Annotated in this window: 15 protein-coding genes and 1 pseudogene; 11 read left to right on the top strand and 5 right to left on the bottom strand. The window is 38.2% G+C overall.

Annotated features, from left to right (window positions below; translation table 11 throughout):
* The first annotated feature begins 67 nt into the window (after positions 1–67).
* From P6N53_RS07680 to P6N53_RS07665, 4 genes are all read left to right on the top strand, one after another.
* Positions 68–742 (top strand): hypothetical protein, encoded by a 675-nt coding sequence (locus tag P6N53_RS07680; protein ID WP_304542247.1) that lies wholly within the window; start codon positions 68–70, stop codon positions 740–742.
* Between the two features lie 4 nt (positions 743–746).
* Complete coding sequence (locus P6N53_RS07675; protein WP_304542245.1) at positions 747–1904, top strand: helix-turn-helix domain-containing protein; 1158 nt, start codon at positions 747–749, stop codon at positions 1902–1904.
* A gap of 497 nt (positions 1905–2401) precedes the next feature.
* Complete coding sequence (locus tag P6N53_RS07670; protein WP_304542243.1) at positions 2402–2635, top strand: hypothetical protein; 234 nt, start codon at positions 2402–2404, stop codon at positions 2633–2635.
* Positions 2636–2923: 288 nt separating this feature from the next.
* The gene (locus P6N53_RS07665) at positions 2924–3232 is read left to right on the top strand and encodes a putative signal transducing protein (RefSeq protein WP_304542242.1); all 309 of its coding nucleotides are present in this window, start codon (positions 2924–2926) and stop codon (positions 3230–3232) included.
* Between the two features lie 10 nt (positions 3233–3242).
* On the opposite strand, the gene P6N53_RS07660 is transcribed toward P6N53_RS07665, so the two are convergent.
* Positions 3243–3677 carry a helix-turn-helix domain-containing protein gene (locus tag P6N53_RS07660; RefSeq protein ID WP_304542241.1) on the bottom strand — a complete coding sequence of 145 codons (435 nt, stop codon included), beginning with the start codon at positions 3675–3677 and terminating at the stop codon, positions 3243–3245.
* Between the two features lie 53 nt (positions 3678–3730).
* On the opposite strand from P6N53_RS07660, the pseudogene P6N53_RS07655 reads away from it, so the two are divergent.
* Both P6N53_RS07655 and P6N53_RS07650 read left to right on the top strand, forming a co-directional pair.
* A pseudogene (locus P6N53_RS07655) lies at positions 3731–3844 on the top strand (ATP-binding protein); the annotation flags it as partial.
* A 27-nt stretch (positions 3845–3871) separates the two neighbouring features.
* The gene (locus P6N53_RS07650) at positions 3872–4195 is read left to right on the top strand and encodes a magnesium chelatase subunit ChlI family protein (RefSeq protein WP_304542294.1); all 324 of its coding nucleotides are present in this window, start codon (positions 3872–3874) and stop codon (positions 4193–4195) included.
* On the opposite strand, the gene P6N53_RS07645 is transcribed toward P6N53_RS07650, so the two are convergent.
* Entirely contained in the window at positions 4192–5403 is a 1212-nt protein-coding gene (locus P6N53_RS07645) for an EAL and HDOD domain-containing protein (protein ID WP_304542240.1), read from the bottom strand. The two genes, P6N53_RS07650 and P6N53_RS07645, sit on opposite strands and share 4 nt — an antisense overlap.
* A gap of 135 nt (positions 5404–5538) precedes the next feature.
* A complete protein-coding gene (locus P6N53_RS07640) occupies positions 5539–5997 on the bottom strand; it encodes a divergent PAP2 family protein (RefSeq protein ID WP_304542239.1) in 459 nt (152 codons plus the stop codon).
* Positions 5998–6149: 152 nt separating this feature from the next.
* Between P6N53_RS07640 and P6N53_RS07635 the strand changes: the two genes are divergently transcribed.
* The gene (locus P6N53_RS07635) at positions 6150–6986 is read left to right on the top strand and encodes a class II fructose-bisphosphate aldolase (protein ID WP_304542238.1); all 837 of its coding nucleotides are present in this window, start codon (positions 6150–6152) and stop codon (positions 6984–6986) included.
* Positions 6987–7047: 61 nt separating this feature from the next.
* On the opposite strand, the gene P6N53_RS07630 is transcribed toward P6N53_RS07635, so the two are convergent.
* Positions 7048–7230, bottom strand: a complete 183-nt coding sequence (locus tag P6N53_RS07630; protein ID WP_304542237.1) for a hypothetical protein — start codon at positions 7228–7230, stop codon at positions 7048–7050.
* A 485-nt stretch (positions 7231–7715) separates the two neighbouring features.
* Between P6N53_RS07630 and P6N53_RS07625 the strand changes: the two genes are divergently transcribed.
* Together P6N53_RS07625 and ytpR are read left to right on the top strand one after the other, a co-directional pair.
* A complete protein-coding gene (locus P6N53_RS07625; RefSeq protein WP_304542236.1) occupies positions 7716–8567 on the top strand; it encodes an ATP-binding protein in 852 nt (283 codons plus the stop codon).
* A 317-nt stretch (positions 8568–8884) separates the two neighbouring features.
* Positions 8885–9271, top strand: coding sequence for a YtpR family tRNA-binding protein (gene ytpR, locus P6N53_RS07620; protein WP_304542235.1), 387 nt, complete (start codon positions 8885–8887; stop codon positions 9269–9271).
* A gap of 327 nt (positions 9272–9598) precedes the next feature.
* On the opposite strand, the gene P6N53_RS07615 is transcribed toward ytpR, so the two are convergent.
* Positions 9599–10078, bottom strand: a complete 480-nt coding sequence (locus tag P6N53_RS07615; RefSeq protein WP_304542234.1) for a DUF456 domain-containing protein — start codon at positions 10076–10078, stop codon at positions 9599–9601.
* A 277-nt stretch (positions 10079–10355) separates the two neighbouring features.
* Here P6N53_RS07615 and P6N53_RS07610 point away from each other — a divergent pair, with 277 nt between their 5' ends.
* Together P6N53_RS07610 and P6N53_RS07605 are read left to right on the top strand one after the other, a co-directional pair.
* Positions 10356–11759, top strand: coding sequence for a MurT ligase domain-containing protein (locus P6N53_RS07610; protein WP_304542232.1), 1404 nt, complete (start codon positions 10356–10358; stop codon positions 11757–11759).
* On the top strand, positions 11731–12459 hold the full coding sequence (locus P6N53_RS07605) for a type 1 glutamine amidotransferase (protein ID WP_304542231.1): 729 nt from the start codon (positions 11731–11733) through the stop codon (positions 12457–12459). Before P6N53_RS07610 ends, P6N53_RS07605 begins: the two co-directional genes overlap by 29 nt.
* Positions 12460–12467: the final 8 nt, after the last annotated feature.

Here is a 12467-nt window from a genome sequence, read left to right as displayed (position 1 = left end):
TGATAAAATTAGTAAAATATACTAAAATATTTGATAGATGAATACCGAGTCGGGAGTGATATATATATTGAAATTTTACAACAATGCTGACGAGTTAGTAGACAACGAATTACCTATACATATTAGAGCACAGTTGTATCCACTAATCGAAAACGGTGTTAGAGCTTATCAAGAATTTGTTTATGAACATTTTAAGACGTTTGACTCAGCCTTTATTAATAATCTTAAGGGATGGTTATTAACCTATATGATATTCCGACAATTTGAGCAGGACATGGTTAGTAGTAACTTCCCATTTTTATGTGAAGCCCAGAAGGTCAATAATTTCCAATATAAAAGTCTTAATTTAACTCGTGGTAATGTAATGATTAACCTTGGCAAGGCACGTGACGAGTATGCTTTTCCTCATAGATCGAAATATAGAATTAGAAATTGCCGGAATAATAGATTCACTGAAGAAACGTTGTTCTTAGGAGTCGATAAATCAAACAACTTTATAGTCAAGAATGAGCATTATTATTTACTACTGACATACGGTTACAAAAATGGTAATATAGGCTTTGCTAATTTAATTGTACCGAATTATAAAATGACAAAATTTGAAAAGGCTTGTGACCTTAAGACAGAATTTAGATTATATAATAATAATGCCGGTATGCAAAGCAATGTTGAGAAAAAAGTAGCATTCATTAAAGATGAAGTGCTCCAGAAATTAAAATTAATTAAAAAGGAAGAGGCTTAACAAAATGAAAGGAAAGGTTGCGGATTTAGGCATAAATAAAAAAATTGTGCCAGCTAGGGTAAGAGAGGCCAGAGTTTCCCGTGGTTATTCTTTGGCAGACCTATCTGAGCTATTAGGGGTTACCAGTCAGGCTATATCTCAGTACGAATTGGGCACTTCAACCCCCAGCATGGCTGTATTGATGAAAATGGTTGATACCCTTAAGTTTCCGTTAAACTTTTTCCTAAAACCTAAAGAAAATATTAACCATAATTACGTTAATAGTGCCGTGTATTTTAGAAGTATGAAGAGCACACCTAAAAAATTAAAAGATGCTTACAAGTATCGTATTCAATGGGCCGATGAAATACACCATTATCTTAAAAAGTACATAAACTTTCCTGAGATTGATATCCCCCAGTTTGATGCTGTAAATGAAATTGACTTTACCTTCATTGAAGATGTTGCTTTGAATTTAAGGGAGTATTGGGGAGTCACAAAAGTACCAATTGATAATGTCGTGGAACTGCTTCAGGATAAAGGATTTATAATCTGTAGACTAGTGTTTGGAAATAAAAAGGTAGATGCGTTTTCTCAACATTACAATAACGTACCCTATATAATATTAGGATCAGAAAAATCGGCAGCTCGATCACGGTTTGATTTGGCGCACGAACTAGGCCATTTAATATTTCATTCACATATTGATGAGGAAAGTATAGTGAAAAAAGAGATACTTGATAGAATTGAAGATGAGGCCGATTATTTTGCTGGAGCATTTTTATTACCCAGTGATTCATTTTCGCAAGAAGTTATGTCTACGTCGTTAGAACATTTTGTTTTCTTAAAGAGAAAATGGAAGGTTTCAATTAGCGCAATGATTAAAAGATGTGAAAAATTAAGCCTCCTGACAGATAACCAAATTAGGTATCTTAACGCTCAGATGACTAAAAAACAATATTGGAGAAATGAACCATTAGATGATGCTATACCGTTTGAACTACCATATTTATTTAAACAGGCGTTTGAATTGTTGATAGAAAATAACATTGTGACGCCTGACGAGATACTAAATGAGTTGAGCTATAAAAAAGAAGAGATAGATTCATTATGTTTTTTGCCTAAGAGTTTATTAGAAAGAAAACAAAGAGCCCAGAAATTGACTTTAATAAATGATAATTAAAATCCACCACCCACCCTCCGGTGGGTTTTTCTATGAAAATTATCCGTTTTATTTGAAGGTCGGGCAAGGTCAGTTTCTTAATTATTTTTGCATTTTATTCCTTAGCTTAGATATTTCGGGTGGTTAGCCAGGCTATTGTAAACATATTTAGAATAAATTCATTTGCAAATATATTAGTAATTACCCCCCGGCTTAAATCTCCAATTCGGAGATAAAGCCGGGGGGGTAATTTACGGTCCTTTAAGTCAGTTTTTAAAAATCAAAGTCATTCAGTAACTCACATAAGCCTAAACTCCACAACCAAATTTATTGAAAAGATCAATGTCTTAGGTAAGAATATAATTAGAATTATAAAATCTTTATTTATTTTCATTCGGCCTCACTCCTTTGAAGTTAAACCGAAATAGCCCCCCTTGCTTTATGTCTAATGATATAATATGATTCAATATTTAAATCGACATTGTCATTTTAAGGAACTTCTCCCCGAGGTGATCTTTATGAAAACACCCCATGAGCTAAGAGTAGCCATGGAACTCAACGCAGCCGAAATAACTGAATTAAAACTTCAACTCTCCGAGAATGCCTACATCATTGAAGAATACCCAATCATGAAGGAATGCGGATTTACCATAGCCAAGGACCAACGGGCCCTAAGGAGTAAAATAAAAGAATTGCAATATCTCCAACTATGGTTAATGAGTCACCTTGAGCAGATGGGAGAGGAATTATAGGTGGGGCGAAAAGTAAACCCCCAGCTGCAGCTTGGGGCTGCCTAAAGGAGTTGAGCAATGGCTATACTCAAGGAACCATTTACCTAATGGTATAATATGGCACACCAGAAAAGAATGTTACTTTGTAACGTGGGAAAATAATAATGCCACATGGCAAATAGCACTCTCCGTTGGACCCGATCTATAGATCGGGTCTCTAATATTTATTTAATACCTTTTCAGAATTGATTTGCTAAATGTTTGGTATATAATTAACCAAAACACAAGAAGGAGGTACTAGTCTAGTCCATGTTTTGTCCAAAGTGCAAGTGTGAATATAGAGAAGGCTTCACTGTATGTGCGGATTGCAAGATTCAATTAGTAGATGAATTGCAAGAAGAAATTCCGCAAAATAAAGAGTATATTCAATATGTATACATAATGTCATCCTTAAACCCCGGAGAAATTACTTTCATTAAATCAATTTTAGAGAGTGAAAATATTACATACTACATTAAAGGTGAGAACAACCTTTATACTCCTTTAACGGAACCAGCGAGAGTAATGGTAAGTAAAGAACAGGCAGAATTAGTAAAGGTACTTTTAAGAGAATTATAAGAATCATTTTTCAAACCTCACCTGCAATATTCAAAATTGATAAATACTGGTCCAGTGTTGTAAGATATTTTTCCAGAGGCTTGTATTGGTCTTGCTCCCATCCCCAGATAGCCTTTTCACTAACACCCATAATCCCTGCAAACTCTCTTTTTGTAAGACCGTGAAACAGCCGAGCTTTTTTAATACATTGACCGAGTGTTTTCTTCGGTAGGTTCTCAAAGCAGCCAAGATAAGGTATTGACACACCAAGAACCGAAGACAATAACCTAAGATTGTGCATGGATGCGTTAAATCGGTCAGCCTCAAGCTTGCCCAAGTTTTCAGGGCTAATAGATATAGCTTTTGCTAGCTCTCTAATAGTCATGTTGTTTTCAATTCTTGCCTGACGAAGTCGTGAACCAGGTGTATCACCAGACCAATCAAGGGACTTAAATACTGGCGGCATTTGACTACGTTTTATAACAGAAAGGTCAAGGGTACTCTTTACACGGCTGCCCCTGTGGATTTCTCCTGGATAAAGAAAAAGACTGTAGCTGTTCACCCTATCAGATTCAAAAATACATGAAAAGGATTTCCGGGCCGTTACTGGATCGCATTGATATTCAAATAGAAGTAACCAAACCATTATATTCTGAGCTTGTGGGCAATGAAGAGGGGGAAACATCAGCAGAAATAAAATGCAGGGTTGAGCAGGCACGGAGTATTCAAAGGGAGAGATTCGGGGATTTACAGGTGACTAGCAACGGGGCAATGAATGCCCGGCAGGTTCGACAATATTGTCAAATGGATCAGGCTGGGTCAAAGCTTTTAAAGGACGCCTTTAAAAGCCTTGGACTTAGTGCAAGGTCCCACGATAAAATACTGAAGGTAGCCCGTACTATTGCAGATTTAGAAGGTAGCCCCAAAATCTCCGTCCATCATCTGGCAGAGGCGGTACAATACAGGGGTTCCAAGATTAGTTAATCAGCTAAGATTTGACTGGATAATTTTAGGGACTCTAAATATATTTTTGGAATTTCCTCCACATCAAGTTTTAGCTTTGAGACAACAAGGCTAAGCTCTTCCCAATTACCTTGCTCATATAGGATAGCAGCCGAGAATATATCCCTAATCATAGAGGGCTCACCTAGTAAAGCAGCCTTAATATCCTGGGGAATAGACAATTCCGTTAGAATTTCGTCCATTGGTTTATCAAGAAATGCATCAATTAATGAAAATGTGCCCAATAAAAATAAGTCAGAGCCTCTCTCTGATAAGCCAATCTTAATAGCTAGCAACTCACAAAGGGTACCACGGCAAATGGCAGTTACAAAAAGTTCGTTAGGCTTATCTTCACCTAAGCCCTTTAGTGCAACCAAAAATAACCATTTTATAATGCCTGATTTACCTAAAAGTGTAAGGGCTTGCCTTAGAGAATTAACCTTGGTCTTTAAACCAAAGGCAGCGGAATTTATATATTTTAATAGCTTATAGGAAAGTGATAGGTCTTGCTTAATCATATTTTCCACATGTTCATAACTGAAGGAAGGCTGTCTAACTTCTTGAAGAATCTTGAAATGGGATAGTTTGTTTGTAGGAATGTCTTTTCCAGACATTATTGTTGGCTTACTAAAGTAATAGCCCTGGAAATATGAATACCCCATTTTTAATGCTTGTAAATAATCTTCCTTGGTTTCAACCTTTTCTGCCAGAAATTTTATTTTATTATTGCCGATTTGTTTTAAAACACCGGATCTATCCAAAACGCTAGTATTTAAAAAATCAATTTTTATAATGTCAGCCAGTTTAATGAGTTCCTTAAACTTCTCATGATAAACGAAATCATCAAGGGCAATGGAATAACCTAATTTTTTTAACCTTTTACAGCTATCTATTAAATGCTCATCGGGCTCAACATCTTCTAATACTTCAATCACCGTAAGATGCGGAGGTAGCAGGGTGGGTAAATCTTGCTCCAGGAGGTTTTTTGTAAAATTTATGAAGGCTTTTTTTCCTAAGGTAAGGGTATTAAAACCAATGACTAATAAACTATTGTTTATTAATTCAGATGTTGCACGGTCGCTATTGCAGGTGGAATAGTTATTGTTTGTTCCGGATCTATATAGCAATTCATAACCAATTACCATATTATGCTTATCAAAGATTGGCTGCCTAGCAACATAATTATGCATGGACCTTACCTCCTTAAAACAAGTTCATAATATCATATATTAATGGTAGTTAGTTACAAAATGTTTACAAATAAAGAACATAAAATTACTTTTAAATTTTAGTAATTCTATGTTTATAACAACGTTATTGGATTATTATTTCTTCCTTAGTCCAAAACCGACAGAGCCCAGGACTATCCCTAAAAGGGAACCCCAAAAAACCTCAATGGGTTGATGGCCTATGACTTCCTTTAATGCTTCTTCACGCCTCCTATGATAAACTCCCGGCTGCTCTCCGGCCAGCTCTTCTACCTTTCTATCCAATTCATTGACCTCAATGGCAATTTCCCCCGCGTGTCGTCTAACTCCCATTGCATCATATAAAACGATTGCACCGAAGATAGAGGCCAAGGCAAAATCTACGCTTTTCATCCCTTTGTTTAGAGCAATATAGGTAGCCAGAGAAGTTACCCCTGCGGAATGAGAGCTGGGCATACCACCTGGTTGCAGCATTGCTGTTAAATCCCATTGCTTAGTTCTATATTTTTTTAAAGGAACCTTAAGTACTTGTGCAACACCAATTGATGCAATAGCAGTAAGAATTCCCTGATTCAAAAATATCACCTCAAGATTAGCTTCTAAAAAATTGCTCTATTCTATGCATGTTATTATGACAAATATTTTGATGTAGCATTTATTAAATATATATAAAAATATTAATAATATTTGTTATAATACTCCACAAATTAGGAGAGAGGAGATGTATTATGGCCCTTGCAAATTTAAGCCGATTATTGAAGGATGCTATGGTGCATGGCTATGCTATAGGTTCATATAATATGGTTGATATTAATTCCCTTGAAGCTATAATTAATGGGGCAGTGAGGCTTAATTCTCCCATTATAGTGTCAGTTTCAGAAAATCATTTTCCCTATGTGGATATCGAAAAAATGTCATCTGTAATTGGGTATCTGGCAAATAATGCCTCTATTCCGGTGGGATTGCATCTGGATAACGGGCAAAGCATTGCAGCTATAATGAAGGCTATAAGAAGGGGTTTTACCTCTGTTATGTTTGACGGTTCCAGACTGCCCTTGGCAGAAAATATGGCCAGGACAGCTGAAATAGTTAGATTTGCCCATGCGGCGGGTGTAGCTGTGGAGGGCCATATAGGCAAAATTTCTGAAGTTGGTAATGAGAATCTGGAACAAACTGATCCATCGAAGGCAGCTATGTTTGTTCAAGCAACGGGGATAGACGCCCTGGCCTTGGATTTTCAAGCCTCTGGCAGTGTTATCTTTCCAAAGATTAATATAAACCTAGAGTTAATTAAAGAAATCTACGACTCAACAGGAATTCCCCTTGTACTAACAGAAGGGTCTGGGTTAGGAGACAACGACATTAAGGCTGCAATTAGACATGGAGTTAGGAAGATTAATATTTATACAGACCTCTCGCGCCAAGCCAACAAAGCCATACGACAAGAGCTGGCAGAGGATCCTGAGCTTCCTTATGTGGAGATCAAAACGGTGGCCCGTATGGGCATGGAGAAGGTGGTTATGGATAAAATAAAAGTATTTGGTAGCTGTAGAGTTTTGAACTAATTAAAAATTTCAAAACAACAACCCGTTGTTAAATTGACAACGGGTTGTGCTAGTTCAAATATTAATTTGGCTTGTTATCATGCATATATCTAATTGCTAACTTTAGATGGTGAAGTTCCTCCTCAGACAATTGGCAGCCACAATTATTACAAAAGATAGTTTCTTTTTCAAGGATGTCACTTGTACCGATGGAAAAAGTTTTATCGCAATCAGGGCAAGTAAACTCTACATTGATTTCGTTCAAAGATTACACCTCCGCGGAACTATTAACATGCTTTGGCCTTAGATTTTTTGGAGCTGGTTTTTTGTTTATTTGGGCTCAGTCTTATGAATCTACAATATAGTGAAAAACAAAATCCAAATACTCCCACTGACAATATTAAGGGCTCCCATTGATAATGGGTTGAATCCAATAGGATTCTATCTAGGAAGACAATTGTTGATACGATTAAAATACAAGCGGACCAACCCATTAGGATAACAGGTAAATTGCTTTTTGGCGGTTTATATATCTTAATACCCAATAAAAATATGACTGTTACAAGACTCCAAATCCAAGGGGCTAGCATAATAAGTTTCTCCTGCATTCAAATGTACTATGTTAATTATAGCCCGCCTGTCAAACTTTGCAAGTCTGCAAATGATATAATCACCTTGAGAAGGATTTCTATAGGGGATCAAAGAATCTAATTAAGTATAATGATTACTGTTGTACGAGGAGATTTACCTATGGATTTTTTTGATCCTGAAAAAGTATTAGCAAACATAAAAATTAAGTCTAACGTTGATACAAATCTTAGGGAGAATACTAACCAGCACTTGGTTAAATGTAAAAAATGTAATGACTGCGGTATCTACATGGAAGGTGAATTTGCCGTTCCATGCACCTGCATTGCTCAAAGTTCCCTGGATAAAAAGTTTAAAAACTGCCAAATTCCCAGGTCTATGCTGGCACATTCCTTCGAAAATTTTAACTTCAAATATTACTCAGCCCAAATTAAAGAACCAAATTCAAAGAGAAGCTACCTGGAGATTGCCAAAAAGACTTATAGGTATGCCCAGGAGTTTGCCTTTGATTTTGTCAAAGGTGAAATCAAGGAGGGCCTGTTCATTCAAGGACCCATTGGCTCGGGGAAAACCTTCTTAGCCTGCTGCATAGCAAACCACATTATCCGTCGCAGTAATAAGGCGGTGCTCTTTGTTGTGGTACCAGATTTACTGGAGAAAATAAAGGCCAGTTATTCTAATGCAAGTAATTATACTGAATATAGTTTGGTTGAGGCGGCCAGTGAAGTACCTCTTTTAATTATGGATGATTTAGGCGCACATAACTATACTGAGTGGACAAAAAATAAAATCTACAATATTATTAATTATCGCGTAAATAACGAACTCCCAACCATTATTACCACAAACCTTGATTTATCAGGTGAATTATCTAAATTACTGGGCGAGAGAACTGTATCCCGTATAGAGCAAATGTGCTATCCCCTTTGGTTAATACGTGAATTTGATATTAGGGAAGTAATTAGACAAGAAAAGATTAACCAACATATTTCTGGATTACGCAATGGAAGTTAGAAATATTTTCAGCATTACTCAAAAAATGTAAAGGAAAATGAAAATGAAAGAACAAGGGTAAAAAGCTGTGAAATAAAGAACTATTGAAAAAAAACGAAAATCTATTGACCTTTGTTTGGTTTCCGGTATAATGAATACAACAACGGTGGGGGTTATTAACTGCATATGTTGCGGTTTAGCTCTTGCCTACACACAACTTTAAAAAAGCCCACATTTATGTGGGCTTTTTGTTTTTAGTTGAAAGGTATCATTCTTGAGATATTTTCCTGTTATGCTATAATTACCTTTTAGGAAAGCAAATCAGGAGGAATGACAGTATGACCGAAGCAGCAGCTTTAAAAACAAGTGATAAGGTAATTGTTGGGGAAATCATTTCCACCGAAAGGCATCCCGATGCGGAAAAACTCACTGTATGTACTGTTAATGTTGGACAGGAGGAACCTTTACAAATAATATGCGGGGCCAGCAATGTTGCCCCTGGAATTAAGGTGCCGGTGGCCCTGCACGGGGCAAAATTGCCTGGTGGTAAAAAGATAAAAAAAGGAAAACTAAGGGGCGTTCTAAGTAACGGCATGATTTGCGCCCAGGATGAGTTGGGCTTTGACGGGGAGATTGAAGGCATATGGATACTTGACCCTGAAGCTCAGATAGGAACTGCGGTCCCCTATAGAGAAATTGAAAATGAAGGGGAAGCTGACAAATAAAACCCCCAACGGGGGTTTTCAGATTGTCGAGAAACTACCTATATTCGGGTTTAAATAATCCCTCACGACTCCTCTCTCCGCAGTGGACAGCGCTAATCCCTTGCTTCGGGCGAAAATGGGCCGCCTTCGAGTAAACATCGTGTTTACCTCAGGCTTTCACGGACATCCATGTCCGCTCACCCATTTTCGCATCCTCAGCTTCGCGAAGCGCTGTTTCCACTGCTTCGAATGTCGCTGTTCGGGATTATTAAAACCCAGTTGAATCTTTTTCAACAGGCTGAAAACCCCCAATGGGGGTTTTAAAATTACTTTGATTGTTTCCTATGTTTAACTGATAACATAGAAGAACCACACGATCATGAGCAGCTGGACCGATAGTTTTAATAAACTCCCACCCAGGAAACCAACCAGTGTGCCGATACCTGCCCTGACTGCCTGATCGGCTTTTTTATAGGCAATTAATTCCCCAACCACGGCACCCAAAAAAGGACCCAGAATAATACCCAGTGGTCCGAGTACAAAAATGCCTAGGACAGCTCCGATTAAAGAGCCGTAAATACCATGCTTAGAGCCTCCGAATCTTTTTACACCCCAAATTCCCGCTAGATAATCCACCCCGAAAACAAGGAGTACTAGAATAAACTGACCTAAAAAAAACTGCCAGGTCAAATTTGCGAACTGTTCGAAGAAACCGTAGATCAACATACCAATTAAGATTAAGGGTGCCCCAGGCAGAACAGGTAAAAAGGTACCCAACATACCGGCTGCAAAAAAAATGCCTGCCACAATCAGGCCTGGTATAGACATTTTTGCCACTCTCCTAAATAAGTTATGCAAATAGAGGATTTCACTATTTATAAATAGATACAATTAACTCTTCATGTAATATATTACCATATATTGCAGCCCTGGTTTATCTAAAATTACAATAAATAAATGTATGTTGACGGATTAATGACACAGAGATATAATCTCCTGGTAGGAAAAGGCATTAGAAGTTTATAGGAGCAATAAACTCATTAAAGTTTAGTGGCCTTGGGAAAAGGGAAAACTGGCTATTAATGTTAGGAAAACGGTGGAGAATATGAAAATTAGACTTACTTTCGCTTTGCTGGCGGCTAAAATAACCGCCTTCGTTAGCCAAAGATTTGGTTGGAAAGGCTCCTCCCTACCTGGGATGATCGCTAGAAGAATATACCCTGGCGTCCTTAGGGACTTGGCAGGACAAGCTCGCCAAGGTGTAATTATGGTAACTGGCACCAATGGAAAAACAACGACAAATAATATGATTGCCTCAGTACTTCAGGCAGCAGGATTCAACATAGTGATAAATCAGGAGGGGGCAAATCTAATTACAGGTGTAACCACTGCCTTCATTAAAAAGGCTACCTGGTATGGGCGGATTGACACTGATATTGCCTTGTTGGAGGTAGATGAAGCTTCCCTCCCACGGGTTATTAAAGAGGTAAAACCAAAAATTGTAGTAGTTAATAATTTTTTCAGGGATCAGCTAGACAGGTATGGTGAATTGGATACCACTGTTCGCCTGGTTAAACAGGCCCTTAAATCAACAAAGGATGTTCATTTGGTGTTAAACGCCGATGATCCTTTAGTGGCTCAATTGCAATTGGGCACCGGACATAAGGCAACATTTTTTGGTATGGCGGATCAGCAAAGAACCGAGGTAGGCAGCAAGCAAACCAGAGAATCCAGGTTTTGCCCAGACTGTGGGATGGAACTGGTATATGACTACTACCAATACAGCCAGTTAGGCTCCTACCATTGTTCTGGTTGCGGCTTTAAGCGACCAAATCCTGATGTATTGGCCTATGACACTGATACCCTAGGCATAGCAGTTAGGTGCAGAGTTCGCTATTCGGAAGGTGATGCAGTTATTTCAATTAATACCCAGGGCTACTATAACCTATATAATGCCCTGGCTGCCTTTGCAGTGGGAACACTATTAAAGGTAGACCCTGAAACTTCCCTTAGGGGCTTGGCACAATATAAACCTGGCATTGGTAGAATGGAAAAGTTCTATTATCAAGAAAAGCCAGTGTTTTTAAATCTTGTTAAAAACCCAACCGGCTTTAATGAAGGACTAGTTACAGCTTTAAACATTAGTGGGAGTAAAAATGTGTTCATGGCAATTAATGATAACGATGCCGATGGTAGGGACATTTCATGGCTTTGGGATGTTGATTTTGAATATTTGGCAGAACAGCATCAAAGGGTGAATAGCTTTGTTTGCTCTGGGCTTAGGGCTGAGGAAATGGCCCTTCGACTTAAATACTCAGGAATCCCAACCGACAAGATTAAGGTGGTAAATGATATGGAAGAGGCTGTTAGAGAAACCCTTGATGGTGCCGGGGAACTTGCCTATCTATTCTCTACCTATACAGCCCTCTGGCCAACACAGAAGATATTGTTAGGATTAGCGAAGAAGGAGGACCCTGTTGATGTTGAAGGTATGCCATCTGTATCCTGATCTCCTAAATCTATATGGGGACAGGGGTAATGTCATTGCCTTCACTCAACGCTGTGGCTGGCGAGACATTCCCACTGAATTAATAGAAGTTAACATTGGAGAAAAGATTGATTTTCGTGAAATGGATTTTTTGTTTTTAGGCGGAGGTTCAGATAGGGAGCAAAATATTATGTCCGCTGATTTATTGTTGCGTAAGGAGTCCCTTAAGGAAGCCATAGAGGAAGGATTGGTGGTCCTGGCCATCTGCGGTGGCTATCAAATGCTGGGTCAATACTATTTAACCCAGGAAGGCAAAAAAATCCCAGGATTAGGAATCCTTGATTTGTACACCAGGGCAGGAGAAAAGAGACTCATTGGCAATGTGATCATAGAATCTGAAATTGAGGGCGAAATAGTAAAAGTTGTGGGTTTTGAGAATCATTCAGGACAGACATTTATTAATGATTTAATGCCCTTGGGCAAGGTGCTGGCCGGCTATGGCAATAATGGGCAAGATGGTATGGAAGGAGCTAGATATAAAAATGTTTTTTGTTCCTACCTGCACGGGCCCCTTCTGCCTAAAAATCATAGACTCACGGATATGCTAATTGAGCTAGCTTTAAAAAGGAGAAGTATTATAAAAGAGGTAAAAGTACTGGATGATACCTTTGAAAAGGCTGCGGTTAATGTAATGGTAAACAGGCTGCTAAAAAATAAATAATCTGAAAT

The organism is Desulforamulus aquiferis, assembly GCF_030577015.1.
Lineage (GTDB): Bacteria > Bacillota > Desulfotomaculia > Desulfotomaculales > Desulfotomaculaceae > Desulfotomaculum > Desulfotomaculum aquiferis.
This window is presented reverse-complemented; position numbering and strand designations above follow the sequence as displayed.

Bases quoted from the DNA above. Each gene is read 5' to 3' on its own strand.
- P6N53_RS07675 (WP_304542245.1), top strand. From the start codon at position 747: ATGAAAGGAAAGGTTGCGGATTTAGGCATAAATAAAAAAATTGTGCCA.
- P6N53_RS07670 (WP_304542243.1), top strand. From the start codon at position 2,402: ATGAAAACACCCCATGAGCTAAGAGTAGCCATGGAACTCAACGCAGCC.
- P6N53_RS07665 (WP_304542242.1), top strand. From the start codon at position 2,924: ATGTTTTGTCCAAAGTGCAAGTGTGAATATAGAGAAGGCTTCACTGTA.
- P6N53_RS07660 (WP_304542241.1), bottom strand. From the start codon at position 3,677: ATGCCGCCAGTATTTAAGTCCCTTGATTGGTCTGGTGATACACCTGGT.
- P6N53_RS07645 (WP_304542240.1), bottom strand. From the start codon at position 5,403: ATGCATAATTATGTTGCTAGGCAGCCAATCTTTGATAAGCATAATATG.
- P6N53_RS07635 (WP_304542238.1), top strand. From the start codon at position 6,150: ATGGCCCTTGCAAATTTAAGCCGATTATTGAAGGATGCTATGGTGCAT.
- P6N53_RS07625 (WP_304542236.1), top strand. From the start codon at position 7,716: ATGGATTTTTTTGATCCTGAAAAAGTATTAGCAAACATAAAAATTAAG.
- ytpR (WP_304542235.1), top strand. From the start codon at position 8,885: ATGACCGAAGCAGCAGCTTTAAAAACAAGTGATAAGGTAATTGTTGGG.
- P6N53_RS07615 (WP_304542234.1), bottom strand. From the start codon at position 10,078: ATGTCTATACCAGGCCTGATTGTGGCAGGCATTTTTTTTGCAGCCGGT.
- P6N53_RS07610 (WP_304542232.1), top strand. From the start codon at position 10,356: ATGAAAATTAGACTTACTTTCGCTTTGCTGGCGGCTAAAATAACCGCC.
- P6N53_RS07605 (WP_304542231.1), top strand. From the start codon at position 11,731: ATGTTGAAGGTATGCCATCTGTATCCTGATCTCCTAAATCTATATGGG.